This is a genomic window from Exiguobacterium sp. Leaf196, from assembly GCF_001423965.1.
Taxonomy (GTDB): Bacteria; Bacillota; Bacilli; order Exiguobacteriales; family Exiguobacteriaceae; genus Exiguobacterium_A.
The window spans coordinates 289,776-307,306 of record NZ_LMPV01000006.1; the positions used below are offsets into that span (position 1 = coordinate 289,776).

Here is a 17,531-nt window from a genome sequence, read left to right on the forward strand (position 1 = left end):
TCTTTCTTACCTAACTCGTCAGCTGATGAACAGTTGACGTATACCGAGCACGAACAACACGAAATGAACGGGTAACGCTAGCAAGATGATGATCCGCCAACTGTGCCGAATCATTTGTCTTAAATCGACATCAAGTTGCCGAATCCGTTGCCAGAGCGCGTTCAACGCAAACACTACCAACACGACGATGACGATCCATCCTAAGTAATTTGTTCCGGTCAAGGCAATCAATGCGACATGAATGGCATATAGAACAATGAATGTCCCAACGTCGAGTGCGAATCGGACTGCCTTCCCGTGTTTTCGAAACAGAAGTAAAAAGATGAGATACAACGCAAGTAGGCTGAATAAAGGAAAAATGATGAAGACCGTCACTGCGGACCCTCCCTCTGTTTGATCTGTTCATAATAAAAAGATAAACGTGGCGTCGCAGTCGTCGCCTGACGTAACGCGTATCCAAGTATCGGTTCCACTTCTGTTTGGCGTCCTTGCTCAAGATCTCGTAACATCGAAGAACGATTTTTACTCGTGTTCTCCATGATTCGCTCGATTTCGGAATAAGTAATGCTATGATTCGGAAAAATCGTCTGCATTTCGTCAAATAATTGACGTGCTTCTTGTCGATAAGGCATTTCTAACAAGGATCCATTCTCAACACCGTAATATGCCGTCACTGGATTGATGACGACGTTGATGAACAGTTTCGTCAATAAGACCGCTTCCATATCCGACTCGAATTCAAAACGGAGCTGTATTGACGACAAGTTCGAAATTTCTTGATTTCCATATCGAATACGTCCTTGTCCAGTATGCCTGACTTCAAACGGCGCAGTGCGCATGGCTCCATGTTCGACGACACCGAATAAGACTTGCGGCAATTGCTCTTTCCATTTCAAATGATCCATTCCATTTTGCAGGAACATGACGGGACACGTCAGCCGTTTGAGGAATGGAATCACACTTTTTATATCATACGACTTTGTCGCTACAAACACCAAGTCTTCTGACTCGAGTCGATCAATCTTCCGGATTCGTACAAGTCGACTTGCCTGTCCATCGCGAATGATCGAACGTTCCTCTTCTTGTTCTTGTCGAGTATAGAGCGTGACTGCATGCTCTTCCGATAAATAAGAGGCAAGCAATAAACCGATGGCTCCCGCGCCAATGATTCCAACGTTCATCTTCATCATTTCCCCTTTCATGAAAAAAGCGACCCCAAAACCGATTTCTCGATTCGAAGGTCGCTTTTATACCGATCAATCAGCTTACTTGCTGACGATTTCTTTACCTTTGTACGAGCCACATGCTTTACAAACACGGTGTGAAAGTTTCATTTCACCACAGTTTGGGCACTCGACCATACCTGGTACACGGAGTTTGAAATGAGTACGGCGAAGACGTTTGCGTGTTTTCGACGTTCTGCGGAATGGTACTGCCATCGTTGTCCACCTCCTTGAAAAAATACACTCGCCTTTACTTCAGAAATCAGGAATCCTGATCTTTTTTAAAGAACTGAGCGAGACCCGCGAGTCGCGGATCGATTTTTGGTTCGGTTTCCTCTGGATCCTCTTCAGAAAGAATCGTCCAGCCTTCCCCCTCAACCAACTGATTCTCTTCATCATCCCCATGCACTTGCACTGGCACATGAAGTAAAATCAATTCTTGCACGAGCGGTCGAAGATCGACCGTATTCCCGATCGGCACGTTGATGTCATCTGCTTCGTTCGAAACAGCATCAACCTCGAGCAGGAATGGCTCGATGGATTCAATCTCGAATGGATAAGCGACGTCATTTAGCGTCCGGGCATCCGGAAGCGTCATTTCGCCGGTAATCCGGAGATTGAATATTAATTGATTCGATGTAAACGATGCATTTGCACGAACGTGCACAGGTTGCACCGCCCGGATATCCGGATGGAGGGCGACTAGCTCATTGAGCTCGATCGTCTCGTTAACCTGAAGTTGACCCAGATTGCGCAATTTATTCAATTGCATCAGGGACCATTTCATCCGAATCACCTCAATTGCAACAATATGAATTATAGAGAGGACATCTTGTTTTGTCAATGTTTTTTCTTTACACTGAAATCGCTAGAGAACGAACACTTTTGGACGTCTTTATCCATATTACCGCACTTAATTCGGTTTGCAAAGGAGAAAGTTTTCATGAGGATGACAGCTATCATTTCAGAGTACAATCCGTTTCATAATGGACACTATTATCAAGCGACGACAGCACGACGGGAAACGGATGCCGACGTCATCGTCGCCATCATGAGCGGGACGTTCATGCAACGTGGTGAGCCCGCTTTTACAGACAAATGGACACGTGCTCAAGCAGCAGTCGCAAGTGGTGCCGTTGATCTCGTTCTTGAACTCCCCTTTTATTTTGCCGTCCAACGCGCAGATCGGTTTGCGCTCGGTGGGGTGACGATCGCTGAGACGATTGGTTGTGAGTCACTTTCGTTCGGAAGCGAATGTGGAGACATCCATCCCTTTTTGCATGCGGCATCGGAACAAATTGAAGAGACTCTTGCATATAAGCAAGCGTTACGTGACGGATTAACAGCTGGTCTTTCTTCTGCTCACGCTGCTAGTCAAGCGTTCAAGAGTGTCTCACAGACGCTTGATTTGACACAACCGAACAATACACTTGGTTATTATTATGCTCGCGCCGCGAAGACCGTTTCGCTTCATACGACAAAACGAATTGGAAGTGGCTATCATGACCTATCAACCGGAGCTATCATGAGCGCCACTGCGATACGCGCCCATTACCAGACGCACGGTCAGCTGCTCGCACTTCCCGAACAGACGAAGGACGTCCTTACAAACGCTTCTTTCGCTCATTTTTCGCACTATTATCCATGGATTCGACAACGCCTATTGACGACTCCCGTATCTGAGTTGATACGAATCGCCGGAATTGATGCTTCACTAGCTCCTCGTCTCATCGAAGGTGCCAAACAAGCAGAGACGTTCGATTTCTTTTTAAATCACGTCAAAACACGTCGTTATACGCGTACAAGCCTGCAGCGTGCCATTGTCTATCTGTTGACTTCAACGACAACGGAAGAGGTCGCACGGATTGATTATGATCATGTTGATTTCGTTCGTCCCCTCGCTTTTTCAGAACAAGGACGACTGGCACTTAAGAGTATCAAAACGCGTGTCCCTGTTTTAAGTACGTTCACGAGCCATCCTTGGCTAACAAAAGAAAGCCAAGTGACAGCTGCATACGCACTGCCCTTGGCTCGCTACGACGCGTTGCTCGAACACCGTCGTTTTCCTTATTTCGCTGGAAGTTCTTCCAAATAATCAATCGCATCTTCAACTGTCTTGATCGGAACGAGCTTCATGTTCGTTCCGAGTTTTTTAATGGATGGTTTTGCTTCTTTGTAGTTCTCTCCTGCTGGTACGAACATGATTTCTGCTTCTGCCTCGTCAGCAGCGACTACTTTTTGCCACGCACCACCGATCGGTCCAACTTTACCGCCTTCTTCAATCGTCCCTGTACCGGCGATCTTATGTCCTTTCGCCAAATCACCCGGCGTCAATTGATCATAGATTTCAAGCGTGAACATCATTCCTGCAGAAGGACCACCGACATCCTCGATCTGAAACTTAATAGCGGGGTCCGTCGTTACGTTTGAGATCGGTAATGGTTCATAAATACCAAGTCCGACACGTTTGACTTCTTTCGACAACTGATCCACTCGAATCGTCGTCTTCTTGATTTCCGATTTACGCGTGAACTGAATTGGAACGGCTGTTTTTGCTTTTTTCGATTGAATCGTCTTCATGAAGCCATCAAATGACGTAATCGATTTCCCATCGACGCCCGTGATCCGGTCTCCAGCTTTCAGTTTCCCTTCGGCTGGACCACCTGGAATGACACCGGACACATAGACCCCTTTAAAGTCGATATCGACCTTTTTATCAGCTAATTCATAGGCCTCGATCGTCGCATTATGTTGTGCTTCTTCCATGTATAGTTTCTGACGTGTTTCATACTGTGCATCTGACTCTCCGTCGTACAAATAATCACTTACGCTCGACGTTTCGGAAAACGGTAGGAAGAGGCTTTCTACGAGGAAGTAAGGGGTTGCTCGACGTTGGGCGATCGTCAGCATCATCAAATCGCCTGGCTCCTTGTCACCCCCAGACACATCAATCAAATCTTCAGTCGATGTCGCATCACCTGGATAGGAGATAAAATACGGAAGTGGCACGAAAAACACGAGCAAGGCAGCAATGACCGCTGCTAAGGCGGGTTTCCAAGCTTTCATCGCAGTTCTCCTCTCGTATATCTCTGACGTAGCGCCTCTTCGACGGAAGATGGCACGAGATCAACGACGGAAGCACCGTATTTGGCCGCTTCCTTGACGATCGAAGAACTTAAGAAGGAATACTGGTTATTCGTCATCATGAACAGTGTCTCGATTTGATCGTTCATCTTTTTGTTGATGGATGCGACCTGCATTTCATACTCAAAGTCCGAGACCGCCCGTAGACCACGGACGATCGCGGTTGCGCCGACTTCCGCTGCGTAATCGACGAGCAAACCATTGAAGGAATCGACCTTGATATGTGGTAGATGCGACGTCACATCTGCAATCAACTCCATCCGTTCCTCAACAGAAAAGAGCGGTTGCTTCGAAGAATTGTTCAATACGGCAACGATGATCTCATCAAAAATCGGAACAGCCCGTTCAATGATGTCTAAATGTCCGTTCGTGATTGGATCAAAGCTCCCTGGGCAAATGGCGATTCGTTTCATACGTGGTCTTCCTCCGCTTCCATAAATTCATATAACGTGATTGAGATGACAGCGGAATAACGAAGTCGACGAACGACCTCTAGCCGTCCGATCCGGTCCGGTAATACAACAGCAGAGTCATGTTCACACACGATGACACCATTGTCTGTCAGCATGTCGTGTTGCTCTATGTACGTGACGTGTTCCGTCAGTCGTTCTTTTGCATAGGGAGGGTCTAAATAAATTAATTTAAATGGCTTTTCGGAGGCTAGTTCCGTCAAGGCGATCGTAACGTCTTTTTTCAACACACGTGCTTGATCCGTATAGTGCGTCGTCTGCAAGTTATCTTGAATGGTCTGAATGGCTTTATGGTGTTGGTCGACGAATACCGCCTCATCGCATCCTCTCGAAAGAGACTCGATGCCAAGACCACCACTACCCGCAAACAGATCAAGCGCTCGTCCTCCATTGAAATAGGGACCGATGACGTTGAACAACGATTCTTTTACTTTATCCGTCGTCGGTCGTGTCTGATCCCCTGGTACTGCTTTTAGCCGCGTTCCTTTCCGTTCCCCTGAAATGACTCGCATTTCCTTCATTCCTTTCAACAAAGAAGCGACGAGGATGTCCTCATCGCTCCTTGGATTATGCTTCTTCTTGCATTTTACCTTTTTTATTCGCGAACGTCTCCGTGATGAACGGTCGTTCTGAACGTTTGATCGATTCGACGAACGGAAGAGTCGAAATGACTTCCATCACCTGTTCATGCTGATCTAAATCGACATACAGATGCACGTATCGTTCACGTTTAGACGTAAAGTAGACGTTCCCGTAACGGCGTAATTGACGGGATGCTTTCATCGCATTGACATAGACGATGAGTCCCACTCGTTCCTTGATCACGCCAGCCTACCCCCTTCATCTTCATTATCCGCTACAACTGCAACTTCCACCGGTCGAACAGCCTCCGGCACATCCTTGGTCAAAGAATGGATTCCCCGTTGGTACTTTGATTTGCGGTGATACTTCACCAGCGAGTTTCAGACTAATTTGTCCAAGTAGCGTCTCGAGTTGTTTTTCTGCTTTTTTAAACTGCGCGACTTCCTCTTGTAGATCAAGTCGACGTTTGACTTCATGGACCTTTTTTGTGATCGTCTGATAGTCCGGATGGTACCGTCCAAATCGTTGCACGAGCTCGTAATCTTCTTTGACTTGATGAAAGTCTCGAATGAAGGACTGTGCCTCCACTGACTCTTGCTGTGCTTGTTTCGCACATCTATATGCTTGCCCCGTTTCACTTTGAGCGAGAGATCGAATGAGGTCTTCCGCTGCGTTGATGAGGTCAATCGTCTTATCGGTATATATCACAACGAATCTCCTCCTTAACTTTACCATCTTATCATAACATTTCTCTCCCTCCTAGCCCGTTGAATTGTGTATAATTTGTTCAGAAGGAAGGAATGAACTTTATGCAACTGCTCTCTTTTAATATGTTCCGGACGATTGGAATCAAGACGGAACATGCCAAATCAGATTATCACTTTGATTCCTTGAAAAAGATTGAACAGGCGGACGTCGTCTTGTTCCCGGAATACTGGCAAATCCACTCGATCATCTATGGAATGAAGAAGCCGATCTTTCCATCTGCCGCTACGTTCCACCTAGGTCATGACAAAATCGAGATGACTCGGATTTTTCAGACCGTCATTCCGGACAATATCCCTCGGACAGGCATCTACGGGAAAAATGAGTTCACGGTCGATCGAGTCTTACGTGAATTTTCGTTTCCGTTCGTCGCTAAGACAGTCCGTAGCTCGATGGGGCAAGGTGTCCATCTCATCAAAAATGAAGCGGACTGGAAGAAATACACGGATACACACGAGACGTTCTACATCCAAGAGTACATTCCGAACGAAAAGGATTTACGTGTCGTCGTCGTCGGTGATCAAGTCCTCGCGGCGTATTGGCGCGTCGGTGGTGCACAGTTCTTAAATAACGTCGCTCAAGGTGGCGTCCTTGATTTCGATGATGTGCCACAAGGTGCAATTGATTTCGTGCTCGCGCTTGCGAAACAGCTTGATATCGATCACGCTGGTTTTGATCTTATCATCCGCGACGGACAATGGTACGTTCTCGAGTTCAACGTCTTCTTTGGTGGTGAAGGACTTAATCACCTCGGCATTCATGCACCAGATACGATCCTTGAGTACGTTGAACGAAAATACGGAAGTTCATGAATTCTTCAAAATGACTTCACAACTTTTACGTCATCGTTTCATTCATTATGGTATGATAGTTTGGAAAGACTAGTATCTACTAGCAAACTGGGGTATAGGGGGATTCAAACATGAAGTTTGAACAATATGGCATCGAAGGCAAGGAACTGAAGTTCGGTCTTCTTGAAACAATTATGGATCATCACCGTTTCGTTCGCGAAGGACAATGGGATTACGAACGTGCGATGTACGACATGAAATACGAAAAACAATCAACAGGCGAAGTATTCTATCTCCGTGTTCCAGTCTATGCGATCCAAGGTGAGATCGAAGACCGTCACGCTGTCGTCCGTATGATGACACCACTTCTAGGGAAACATTACTATCCACACGGCGTCGAGTATGATGAGACGTTCCCACCGGAAATCGTCAAGGACTGCGAACGTCGTTTAGCAGCACTGCTTGAAACACTTGAAAAATAAGCTACACGTAGAGGTTCCAATCGGGACCTCTATTTTTTTCGGTCTTTTTTCCAATAAAAAAGCCGATGACTTCGTACTACTTATGAAGTCATCGGCTTATTACCTATCTGTATAGTGATTGCGCAGCGTTCGTGTGTTTTATCTTAGCGCGTGACGAATTGTACGTAAGACACGACGTCATCGCCGAGTTGAATCTTAAGTTGTTGACGTACATGTTGATAGAGCGCATGCAGTGACGTCGCTGAGACATCCACTTTTACACTAAAAGCAATCTCTTCCCAGTCCATCCGTTTAATCCGATAGTGTCGAACCCCGTAATCTTCGATCGTACAAGCGAGTAACTCCTCGATTGCTTGAACAGAGACGATCACATCTCCTTGCATGTAATCTTCATAAGTCATCTTCCTTCACTCCTTCGCTAGTTGTGTGACTGAAGACATGACTTCTTCCAAGTCGACTGGTTCGTCCGGTGTCTTCGCCATCGAAGAGATCGCCCGAACTTTGTTCTCACGGTCTAAAATAAACATTTGTGTCCCGTGTGTCACTAAGCCGCTTTCTGCTTTTGAATAATAGAAGTTCAACTGACGTGTCAGACGATCGATGACGACTGGGTCTCCTGTCAGTACTCTCCATCCTTCAGCATCTGCTTCGAAGTTGGAAGCATACGTTTTTAAGACTTTCGGTGTATCGACTTTCGGATCGACTGTCACTGCAACGAGCTCGACGTCACTTCCATATAGCTCTTCGCTACGAAGCTTTTTCTCTAGTTTCCGATAATCATTTAGCGTCAATGGACAAATATCAGGACAGTTCGAATAGAAGAATGTCAATACCTTGACCTTTCCATCTTCCGAGTTAAACGACTTACCGTTCACGGCGTTCGTTAATTCAAATGGTGTCGGCTCAGCGATAACAGGCAATTTTTCTTTCATGAAGAAATAATAATATCCCCCGGCTGCCGCAACTAAGATGAGGACAACGGCAGCAACCGTCAAGTAACTATTTTTTTTCAAGTTGGCTCCCCCTTAATGACTCCAGATCGCCCGGAATACGTTCGTCGTCTCACCAGGATCGTAGACGACATATAATAAGCAATAGACAATGACGCCGGTGATTGCCGTCAAAAACCAAATGATCGAAGCAACTGGTCCGATTTTACGATGACGCACAAAGTTCTTCTTATAGGCATGATAGAGCGCCATCAATCCAAGCACCCCACCGGATGTCGCAAGTAGGATGTGGAAAATCAAGAATCCTGTGTAATATGGCTTGACGGATGCAGGACCACCAAAAGCGGTATTACCAAGTAGAATCGTCCGTAAGGCGTACATAATGAAAAACAGTAAAGCGAGTGCAGCAGCGATTGTCATCACGGTTTGGTGAGCTTTCATGTTGCGACGTGTCTGAGCAATCAAGAACCAGCCAATCGCTACGAAAATCGCACTGATGACAATCAGCGATACACAAATCAACGGCAAATAACTCATGTTCCAACTTCCTCCAATTTAATCCGCTTTTGGTGTGAAGGACATGCCTTCATCCACGGCAGTACTTTTCGAACGGCGTACCCATGTAAAGAAGGTCAATCCGAAGAATAGACCGTATACGAGTTCTTGACCGAGCTTCATCAGGACACCACCGAAGCGTTGATCCTCTAGTAAGTCATCAGTCGTTCCAAGCAATCGTTCCAGATTCAACCCGCTCAAATCATTGTTCGGCATACAGTAAGCGAGTACTTTCGCGAACGTCGCTGGATCCTGATACGCTTGATACTGGAAACTTTGACTGAAGATCATGAACGCACAAGCAGGTGTCAATAAGACACCGTTCGCGACGATATAGACCATCTTCTTCAGGTCAGACAAACTATCGTTTTCGTTGACGGGTGCAATGATCGGATACCACATCGTCATGCTCAAGAAAATAAGTGTTCCATGGAACAGACGGTGAACGGTATAGTTCGTCAGGACATAATCAAAAATAAATGGCATATGATAAAACGTAAACAAGGCATTAAAGACGACGAGTGCAATCAACGGCTTGACGAAGAAACGAAGAATCTTCCCAAGATACGGTATATTGAACAAGCGCTTATAAAGCCACTCTGGTAGTGCAATCAACAAGAGCGGCGGTGCGACCATATAGACGAATACCATCTGCAACATATGTGCAGAGAAGGTGATATGCGCTAGCAGGTCTAACGGACTTCCAAAACCGATGTAAAAAACGACCAATGCCGCGAGCATCGAAAATTTTTGTCCGAGCGTTGTTTCCGGCTCGTCCGGACGACGCAGCTTTTCTGTCACGACAGCATATAGGATATACAATCCAACGAGTATCAACGCATAATACGGACTCCATAAGACAGTCCATTCGAATTGCGAAAGTGCTCCCCTTAAATTGCCTAACATATTTCTTCACCCCGTTCCTTTCTCTTACAAACTAAGATTACCGTTCCCCTATTTCATTGTAAAGGTTTCTCATAAAACGATTCCAAAATAAAAGACCATCCTGCTAAACGTTAGCAGAATGGTCACATTTCTTACCAGATTAACAGACGGAGCGTTGCGACGATCGTCAAGGCGACGAATATACCAAGACCCATCATAACTTTGATCCATGTGTTGCCTTTATTGTTCATGTGCATGAACATATAAAGCTGGAGATAAACTTGAACGATTGCCATGATGATCAAGAATCCACCAGCTGCCCAGTGAGGCATGAGATCTGCCATGACTGCACCGAAAGCGATGAGCGTCAAGAAAATCATGAGTGCGAAACTGATGAGTTGCAGTTGAGTCTCACGACCACGTTCTGCTTTCATTTCGAGTTCGACTTGATTGCGTGTTAATTGCGGTTCGTGTTTTTCCATCTTATTTCACCATCCCCATGAGGTAGACGACTGAGAAGATAAAGACCCAGACGACGTCAATGAAGTGCCAGTAAAGACTTGAAACATAATACTTCGGCGCGTTCACGACTGTAATGCCACGATTCCAGTTCCGGATCAACAATGTCGAGATCCAAAGAAGACCAAATAAGACGTGTCCACCGTGGAACCCAACGAGTGTATAGAAGGCAGAACCAAATGCACTCGACGTAAACGTATGACCGATGTGGTAGTAGTGATTGAACTCATAGATCTCACCACTTAAGAATCCAAGACCGAGAAGCAATGTGATGATGAGCCAAAGCTTCATCTTTTTCACATCGTTACGTTTCATTGCCATCATTGCAAGAACGCTTGTCAACGAACTTGTCAAGAGGAGCATCGTCATGATGAAGACGAGACCCATTTCGAAGATGTCATAACTGCGTAGACCTTCTTTAGCACCGGAGTTATGAAGTCCGATGTATGTTCCGAAGAGAGAGGCGAACAAAGTCGTCTCTCCTCCAAGGAAGAACCAGAAGGCTACATATTTATTCTTACCCTCAAGTGTTGCTTTTTCAACATGATCCGGAATACCCGTGATCGGGTTGTTTGGTACTGAATGATGACCCATCTTACTTCGCCTCCTTTTCTGCTTCAAGGCGTAGATCTTCTTCGACGACTGATTTCGGGATGTAGTATCCTTCATCGTCGATCCAAGAACGGAAGAACATCGCGATGAATGTCATCGCAAGACCGATCAAGGCAATGACCAGACCGACAGTACCGTAATCTAGGCGAAGAATGAATCCAAGACCTGCAAGGAACAGACCGACTGACATAACGAACGGCAAGATCGAGTTGTTCGGCATGTGGATATCACCGACTTCTTCCGAAACAGAGACTGTTTTGTTACCTGCCATTTTTTCGAGCCAGTACGTATCTAAACCTTTGACGAGTGGAATTTGTGCGAAGTTGTATTCTGGAGTTGGAACAGGAAGTGTCCACTCAAGCGTACGTCCATCGCCCCATACGTCGCGTTTTACATATTCTTTTGACATCAATGCGGCAACGATCGAGATGACGAGAATGATCGTCGACACACCCATGAAGGCTGCACCGATTGAAGAAAGTAAGTTCATTGTTTCCCAGCCTTGGTTTGGCAAGTACGTGAAGACACGACGTGGCATACCTGTAAGACCAAGAATATGTTGTGGGAAGAATGTCAAATGGAAGCCGATGAAGAACAACCAGAATTGAATTTTACCCCAGAACTCGTTGAGTTGTTTCCCGAACATGAGTGGGAACCAGTAGTAAAGACCTGCGAAGAGACCAAAGACGACCCCACCAACGATAACGTAGTGGAAGTGGGCAACGACGAAATAACTGTCGTGGTACTGATAATCGGCAGGTGCTACTGAAAGCATGACCCCTGTCATACCACCAACAAGGAATGATGGAATGAAGGCGACCGAATAAAGCATCGCGACTGGGAACGTCAACTTCCCGCCCCATAGCGTAAAGAGCCAGTTGAAGATCTTGACCCCTGTCGGTACAGCGATCGCCATCGTCGCTACTGCGAAGATCGCGTTCGCAACCGGACCGAGACCGACTGTGAACATGTGGTGAACCCATACCATGAATCCGAGGAAACCGATCAACATCGTCGCAAAGACCATCGTCGTGTATCCGAAGAGACGTTTACGAGCAAACGTAGGGATGATTTCAGAGAAGATACCGAATGCCGGTAAAATCAAGATGTAAACTTCCGGGTGACCGAAGATCCAGAAGAGGTGTTCCCAGATGACGATGTTCCCGCCCGCTGCCGGGTCAAAGAAATGCGCTCCGAAGAGTCGCTCGAACGTCAAGAGGAACAATCCAACCGTAAGTGGTGGGAATGCGAAAACGATCAAGGCAGAAGCAACGAATGCTGTCCATGTGAAGAGCGGCATCCGCATCAGTTTCATACCTGGTGCACGCATGTTCAAAATCGTAACGAGGAAGTTGATCCCCCCCATAAGTGTACCGAAACCAGAAATCTGTAACCCGAGTGAGTAGAAGTCAACACCAAGCGACTCTGGTACTGTCGAGAGTGGTGCGTAAGCTGTCCACCCTGCGTTTGGCGCAGCGCCGAAGAACCATGAAAGGTTCAGTAAGACTCCACCAAAGAAGAACAACCAAAAACCAAGTGCATTTAAGAATGGGAACGCAACATCGCGTGCTCCGATTTGAAGCGGTACTGCTGCGTTCATGTAACCGATCAACATCGGCATCGCTGCCAAGAAGATCATCGTCGTACCGTGCATCGTGATCAATTGGTTAAAAAGTTCACCGCTGACGAAATCGTTCATCGGTTTAATCAATTGAAAACGAATCATTAGGGCTTCTACGCCACCAACTAGAAGGAAGAACAATCCAGAGATGATGTAGAGAATCCCGATTTTCTTATGGTCGACTGTCGTTAGCCAGTCCATGATGCCGCTTTTTTTCTGCGGCATACCCATAGTATGTGTCCCCACTATGATTCCCCCTTAAAAAATTATTGGAGCTTTTTGTCCAATAGATAATCTGCCAATTCGCTCAATTCTTCATCGCTGATCTTATCTTCAGAGAATCCAGGCATTTTTGTACCTTGTTTCTCTTTTTGTGGATCGCGAATCCATTTTTCGAGGTTTTCTTTATCATGCTTGAGGTAACCCGCGATACGCTGACGATCACCGAAGTTCGTCAAGCTAGGTGCGACTTTCCCGCCGCCATGACAGCTGAGACAGTTCTGGGCGTAGACTTGCTCACCAGTCGTCCAGTTCTTTTCATTCTTTTTATCAAGCTGTTTTGTTTCTGCTTCTTTTGCAGATTTCATGTCTTTCAACCATTTGTCGTAGTCATCCTGCTCCATCGCAACGACTTTAAAGTCCATCAATGCGTGAGAAGGACCACACAACTCGGCACATTTACCGTAGTACGTGCCTGCTTCTTTTGCTTGTAACCACATTTCGTTATCAAGACCTGGGTTTGTATCTGTCTTACCAGAAAGAGCCGGTACCCAGAATGAGTGAATGACGTCTTTAGACGTCAAGTTAACCGCAACACGTTTACCGACTGGGATGACAAGTTCTTGTCCTGTCGAAACACCTTTGTCTGGATATTCGAATTCCCACCAGTAAAGGTTCGCTGTAACGTTGATTTGTTCGTTTTTCTTCGCTTCTTTTGCATCCGCAAGTTCAACCGTTGTTTTGATCGTCGGAATTGCAAGAACGATCAAGAGAAGGATCGGAATAACTGTCCAGATGATTTCAAGCGTGTGGTTCCCTTCGACTTGCTTCGGAACCGTGTTATCACCTGATTTACGACGGAATTTCATAAGTACGTAAATATAAATGACGGCTACGATCGCAAGGACGAACAACATGACCCACAAGCTAAGCTTGATGATCTCAAGTTGCATTTCAGCGCCTTCTCCGCGAGGCTGTAGCGCAGACAATTCCGGAATTCCACAACCTGATAACATGAGTGCCATCAAGCCGATTGGAAGAAGCCGGAAGAGCATTTTTACTGATTTTTTCACAACCATCCCCACTTTCTTTGTCCCCAATTTTGTCTTTCGTAATGGTGTACGTGAATTATGTCAAATCGTTTTAGAAAGAAACGAGTACGACCGTCACGATCCAAGCCGTGAAATAAAACAGTGAGAAGAAGAACATCTTCGACGCCCATTTGATTTCGGCTTGTTCATCTTGGATCTTCAGACCTTTCAGTCCCATATAGAGCCAATATCCACCGAGCAATGCCATGACGATCATGTAGATGATGCCATAGTGTGCTAAGAGGAGTGATGATGGAATAAGTACTGCAATCCACCATACAATTTGTCGTTTCGTGATCGCGAATCCGTTTACGACAGGTAACATCGGGATACCTGCTGCCCGATACTCCTCTGTCCGTCGCATCGCGAGTGCGAGGAAATGTGGTGGTTGCCACACGAACATGATGAGGAATAAAATCCACGCATCAATGTGAAGCGTCGGAGTGACTGCCGCAAATCCAATGATTGGTGGCACAGCTCCTGATATACCACCTACGACTGTATTGATCGTGTGTGTTCGCTTTAACCACATCGTATAAATCACGACGTAAACGAATGATCCGATCAATCCGAACACTGCCGCCACATGGTTGACGATCAACAACAATACCGTACCGGTCGCAAGAATCCCGAGTCCTAGCGCGAGTATTCGCTGTCCATCCATCTTCCCAGTAACGCTTGGTCTTCCCATCGTCCGTTCCATCTTATAATCGATGTCCCGGTCAATGTAGTTATTGAGGTAGCAACTTCCGGCAATGACTAATCCACTCCCGAGAAGCGTCCACAGTAACATCCACTTGGTTTGCCATAGATACAATAGGACATCATCCGTTATGTACGATGCCGCTACGACATACCCTGCGAAGACCGTAATCAGATTGGCACGGACAATCCCCATTTTTGCTAGGGTGATATAGTCCTTGAATGTGGGCTGATCCGCCTGCTCGATTGCCATATCCAGTGCCTCTCCAGTAACTTTCGCCATGCTGTTCCCTCCTTTTCACCATCTGCTTCCGTGTAGCACCTAGGCTTCACGTAATTTCTTCACAGAAATAACACAGACATGCCACGAAACGTCCTTTTCTCTATAAAAGATACCACATATTTAGGACCGTGACGTATGAAAATACTTTCGACATAATGAACAAAATGTGAAATCTATGTGATTTTCATCACAGTTCACCATATTTACCTAATACTAGAATAGCGTTGTTCTAAAAGATTGCAAGCGTTTCGAGACTTTTTATGCGATACTAGTCCTATGGAAATCCATGTATTTCGTATTTTTTAGAAAGGTGGTGTCCAAATCTTGAATCGAAAGCTTTCGATGTTTTCAGCCTTCGTCACGTTTACGATGATGATCGTCTTGCTGATGGGTGGGACAGTCACAAAAACGGACTCGGGAGATGGCTGCGGAACAGATTGGCCACTCTGTCATGGGGAACTCATCCCGACAAACCCAAGTGTTGAAACGATGATTGAATATAGTCACCGCGCTGTGACCGGAGTCGTTGGACTCCTAATCATCGCCTTATGTCTCTGGACGCTCGTTGCCTTTAAGGATCGATTAGATACGAAGATTTTTGCATTTCTTGCCTTCATCTTCATGTTGATTCAATCCATCGTCGGAGCAGGAGCTGTCGTTTGGCAACAATCAGATCTCGTCATGGCGTTACATTTTGGTATCTCCTTGATTTCCTTTGCTGCCTTATTGATTTTAACGATATTGATCATGGAGCGTCCTGGTCAGGAATTCAGGGAATCTGTCCCAGCATTCTTGCGTAAGCTCTTGTACGGTCTGCTCGTCTACACGCTGATCGTCGTCTATACTGGTGCTTACGTTCGCCATGTTGGCGCTACATATGCGTGTGTGGGTTGGCCCGTTTGTTCCCAACCGTCGATGACGTTCGAAGCCTGGGTCCAAATGATTCACCGAATCATGGCTGGGCTATTATTCCTCTATACGTTGTTCGTTCATATTACAGCCATTCGCTTAAAACACCGGACGACGAAAATCGGCATGGCATTCGCGACGTTCTTCATCTCGTGTCAAGTTGCTACAGGTGCTTGGATCGTTCTCGGTGGACATGCAACATATGTACCGTTACTGCACGCCTTCTTGATTACGTGTTATTTCGGTGTCTTATCCTACTTGACGTATCATGCATTCCGAACACGTAAAGCAAATAGCCGTCTTCAATAAGGTCGTAAAAAAAAGGATGTTCCTCCGCTGAGGAATATCCTTTTTTCATTATTTGAATCGAGCGATTGCACGCTTTCGCGCTTCATCATGTGCAACGATTGGTTCTGGGTATCCAGAGTCTTCTCGTTGTTGCTGCGTCGGTTCATGAATATATTGCTTCGACAGATCTTTGATTTCCGTGACATACTGCCGAATGAACTCTCCGTCCTTATCGAACTTCTTTGATTGTGTCGTCGGATTGAAGACTCGGAAGTACGGTACGGCATCCGTCCCGACCGATGCCGCCCATTGCCAACCACCGATGTTCGAAGCCGCTTCATAATCGACGAGTTTCTGTTGGAAATAACGTTCCCCTTTTTGCCAATCGATCAATAGATCTTTTGTCAGGAACGACGCGACGATCATCCGCAGACGATTATGCATCCAACCGGTTTGGTTCAATTGACGCATCGCTGCATCGACGATCGGATAGCCGGTTTTCCCTTCACACCAAGCCTTGAATCCGTCCTCGTTTTCTTCCCACTCGATTTCTCGGTACTGGGTGTTGACCGCTTGTCGTTTCGATTCCGGGAAGTGCATTAAAATCATGTAATAGAACTCACGCCAGATGAGTTCGGTGATGAACGTCTGCTTCCCTTTCGACTCTTTTGCATCTTGAATAGCTGCATAGACCGTTCGAATCCCGATCTCACCGGTCCGTAGATAACGTGAGAGTAAACTCGTACCGTCCATCGCTGGAAGATCGCGATTCTCTTCGTAGTTTTCAAGCGATTGCTCGATGAATTTCTTTAAGCGTTGTTTCGCTTGCTTCTCACCCGGATGAAATGCCGCATCAGACTGTGCCTTTTTAAAATAGGCATCAATGAAACTATTAGTGTGCTGGCGCTTATGATAATGATCCCGTAGCGTTTGCCACTTCACTTCATAGGGTGTTGGAATTTCTTTTTTCATGAACGCATTCTTATACGGCGTGAATACTTTATAGAACTTTCCATCCTGTTTTTTAATGTCATGTGGATGGAGCAGATGCCGGTCTAACAAGCGCTCCGTTTGTCGTTTCTTACGTTTTTTGATGATTCCCTCATCCCGCGCCTTGAATGGTTCGACATATTCCGCGTTGAATAACAGAACGTCCGCATCATTGGTTGCATCTAAGAAAGCTTGTTCATCGCCTTCGATGAAGCGAATCGGCATCTCTTTTTCTTTACAATCATCTGAAAACAATTCGAGCGCTTGAAAGAAATATTGTTGCCGCGCTTCGTATTCTCCAATGTAATCTGGATTGAGCCAAAAGACGAACTCGACTGTCGCTTTTGGATTTTCCTTCAGTAATTCAATCGCACGTGCCAACATGTGGTTGTCTTGTAATCGAAAATCGCTTCGAATCCAACAAATAATGTTCAACCGTATCCTCTCCCA

Annotated in this window: 23 protein-coding genes; 4 read left to right on the forward strand and 19 right to left on the reverse strand. The window is 46.0% G+C overall.

Features of this window, described 5'->3' with window-relative positions:
- Window positions 1–18: 18 nt before the first annotated feature.
- The 4 genes from ASG02_RS07665 to ASG02_RS07680 all read right to left on the reverse strand — a co-directional run bounded on the left by ASG02_RS07665 (window position 19) and on the right by ASG02_RS07680 (window position 2,010).
- The gene (locus ASG02_RS07665) at window positions 19–375 is read right to left on the reverse strand and encodes a DUF3397 family protein (protein WP_035406782.1); all 357 of its coding nucleotides are present in this window, start codon (window positions 373–375) and stop codon (window positions 19–21) included.
- Complete coding sequence (locus ASG02_RS07670; protein ID WP_035409503.1) at window positions 372–1,181, reverse strand: ketopantoate reductase family protein; 810 nt, start codon at window positions 1,179–1,181, stop codon at window positions 372–374. The genes ASG02_RS07665 and ASG02_RS07670 overlap by 4 nt, the downstream gene beginning before the upstream one ends.
- An 84-nt stretch (window positions 1,182–1,265) precedes the next feature.
- Window positions 1,266–1,439, reverse strand: coding sequence for a 50S ribosomal protein L32 (gene rpmF / locus ASG02_RS07675; RefSeq protein WP_012370841.1), 174 nt, complete (start codon window positions 1,437–1,439; stop codon window positions 1,266–1,268).
- Between the two features lie 46 nt (window positions 1,440–1,485).
- Window positions 1,486–2,010 carry a DUF177 domain-containing protein gene (locus tag ASG02_RS07680; RefSeq protein WP_023468813.1) on the reverse strand — a complete coding sequence of 175 codons (525 nt, stop codon included), beginning with the start codon at window positions 2,008–2,010 and terminating at the stop codon, window positions 1,486–1,488.
- 156 nt (window positions 2,011–2,166) lie between these two features.
- Between ASG02_RS07680 and ASG02_RS07685 the strand changes: the two genes are divergently transcribed.
- On the forward strand, window positions 2,167–3,318 hold the full coding sequence (locus ASG02_RS07685; protein WP_056062354.1) for a nucleotidyltransferase family protein: 1,152 nt from the start codon (window positions 2,167–2,169) through the stop codon (window positions 3,316–3,318).
- On the opposite strand, the gene ASG02_RS07690 is transcribed toward ASG02_RS07685, so the two are convergent.
- Genes ASG02_RS07690 through ASG02_RS07710 form a run of 5 tightly spaced genes read right to left on the reverse strand, consistent with a single transcriptional unit; the run spans window position 3,291 to window position 6,127 of the window.
- The gene (locus ASG02_RS07690; RefSeq protein ID WP_056062362.1) at window positions 3,291–4,289 is read right to left on the reverse strand and encodes a SepM family pheromone-processing serine protease; all 999 of its coding nucleotides are present in this window, start codon (window positions 4,287–4,289) and stop codon (window positions 3,291–3,293) included. The two genes, ASG02_RS07685 and ASG02_RS07690, sit on opposite strands and share 28 nt — an antisense overlap.
- On the reverse strand, window positions 4,286–4,780 hold the full coding sequence (coaD, locus tag ASG02_RS07695) for a pantetheine-phosphate adenylyltransferase (RefSeq protein WP_056062364.1): 495 nt from the start codon (window positions 4,778–4,780) through the stop codon (window positions 4,286–4,288). The genes ASG02_RS07690 and coaD overlap by 4 nt, the downstream gene beginning before the upstream one ends.
- Window positions 4,777–5,358, reverse strand: a complete 582-nt coding sequence (rsmD, locus tag ASG02_RS07700; protein ID WP_081780349.1) for a 16S rRNA (guanine(966)-N(2))-methyltransferase RsmD — start codon at window positions 5,356–5,358, stop codon at window positions 4,777–4,779. The genes coaD and rsmD overlap by 4 nt, the downstream gene beginning before the upstream one ends.
- A gap of 46 nt (window positions 5,359–5,404) precedes the next feature.
- Window positions 5,405–5,662, reverse strand: coding sequence for a YlbG family protein (locus tag ASG02_RS07705; protein ID WP_035406768.1), 258 nt, complete (start codon window positions 5,660–5,662; stop codon window positions 5,405–5,407).
- A 24-nt stretch (window positions 5,663–5,686) separates the two neighbouring features.
- A complete protein-coding gene (locus tag ASG02_RS07710) occupies window positions 5,687–6,127 on the reverse strand; it encodes a YlbF family regulator (protein ID WP_056062365.1) in 441 nt (146 codons plus the stop codon).
- A 92-nt stretch (window positions 6,128–6,219) separates the two neighbouring features.
- Between ASG02_RS07710 and ASG02_RS07715 the strand changes: the two genes are divergently transcribed.
- On the forward strand, window positions 6,220–6,996 hold the full coding sequence (locus ASG02_RS07715; protein ID WP_035406763.1) for a RimK family alpha-L-glutamate ligase: 777 nt from the start codon (window positions 6,220–6,222) through the stop codon (window positions 6,994–6,996).
- A 110-nt stretch (window positions 6,997–7,106) separates the two neighbouring features.
- Window positions 7,107–7,457 carry a YugN family protein gene (locus ASG02_RS07720; protein ID WP_035406760.1) on the forward strand — a complete coding sequence of 117 codons (351 nt, stop codon included), beginning with the start codon at window positions 7,107–7,109 and terminating at the stop codon, window positions 7,455–7,457.
- A gap of 143 nt (window positions 7,458–7,600) precedes the next feature.
- Here the strand turns inward: ASG02_RS07720 and ASG02_RS07725 are convergent, their stop codons facing one another.
- The 9 genes from ASG02_RS07725 to cyoE form a co-directional block, all read right to left on the reverse strand.
- Window positions 7,601–7,858 carry a hypothetical protein gene (locus ASG02_RS07725; RefSeq protein WP_035406757.1) on the reverse strand — a complete coding sequence of 86 codons (258 nt, stop codon included), beginning with the start codon at window positions 7,856–7,858 and terminating at the stop codon, window positions 7,601–7,603.
- Between the two features lie 6 nt (window positions 7,859–7,864).
- Complete coding sequence (locus tag ASG02_RS07730; protein ID WP_035406755.1) at window positions 7,865–8,470, reverse strand: SCO family protein; 606 nt, start codon at window positions 8,468–8,470, stop codon at window positions 7,865–7,867.
- A 12-nt stretch (window positions 8,471–8,482) separates the two neighbouring features.
- Window positions 8,483–8,944: a DUF420 domain-containing protein gene (locus ASG02_RS07735; protein ID WP_035406752.1), complete on the reverse strand. Its 462-nt coding sequence runs from the start codon at window positions 8,942–8,944 to the stop codon at window positions 8,483–8,485.
- Between the two features lie 18 nt (window positions 8,945–8,962).
- Window positions 8,963–9,868: a cytochrome c oxidase assembly factor CtaG gene (ctaG, locus tag ASG02_RS07740; RefSeq protein ID WP_035406749.1), complete on the reverse strand. Its 906-nt coding sequence runs from the start codon at window positions 9,866–9,868 to the stop codon at window positions 8,963–8,965.
- 131 nt (window positions 9,869–9,999) lie between these two features.
- Complete coding sequence (locus tag ASG02_RS07745) at window positions 10,000–10,329, reverse strand: cytochrome C oxidase subunit IV family protein (RefSeq protein ID WP_035406746.1); 330 nt, start codon at window positions 10,327–10,329, stop codon at window positions 10,000–10,002.
- Between the two features lies 1 nt (window position 10,330).
- Entirely contained in the window at window positions 10,331–10,960 is a 630-nt protein-coding gene (locus ASG02_RS07750; RefSeq protein ID WP_035406743.1) for a cytochrome c oxidase subunit 3, read from the reverse strand.
- A 1-nt stretch (window position 10,961) separates the two neighbouring features.
- Entirely contained in the window at window positions 10,962–12,830 is a 1,869-nt protein-coding gene (gene ctaD, locus ASG02_RS07755) for a cytochrome c oxidase subunit I (protein ID WP_052018991.1), read from the reverse strand.
- Between the two features lie 35 nt (window positions 12,831–12,865).
- Window positions 12,866–13,897, reverse strand: a complete 1,032-nt coding sequence (gene coxB / locus ASG02_RS07760; RefSeq protein WP_081780348.1) for a cytochrome c oxidase subunit II — start codon at window positions 13,895–13,897, stop codon at window positions 12,866–12,868.
- Between the two features lie 64 nt (window positions 13,898–13,961).
- Window positions 13,962–14,894 (reverse strand): heme o synthase, encoded by a 933-nt coding sequence (cyoE, locus tag ASG02_RS07765; protein WP_035406737.1) that lies wholly within the window; start codon window positions 14,892–14,894, stop codon window positions 13,962–13,964.
- 324 nt (window positions 14,895–15,218) lie between these two features.
- Here cyoE and ASG02_RS07770 point away from each other — a divergent pair, with 324 nt between their 5' ends.
- A complete protein-coding gene (locus ASG02_RS07770) occupies window positions 15,219–16,112 on the forward strand; it encodes a heme A synthase (RefSeq protein WP_056062367.1) in 894 nt (297 codons plus the stop codon).
- Between the two features lie 48 nt (window positions 16,113–16,160).
- On the opposite strand, the gene ASG02_RS07775 is transcribed toward ASG02_RS07770, so the two are convergent.
- Window positions 16,161–17,516: a deoxyribodipyrimidine photo-lyase gene (locus ASG02_RS07775; protein WP_035406733.1), complete on the reverse strand. Its 1,356-nt coding sequence runs from the start codon at window positions 17,514–17,516 to the stop codon at window positions 16,161–16,163.
- Between the last annotated feature and the right edge of the window lie 15 nt (window positions 17,517–17,531).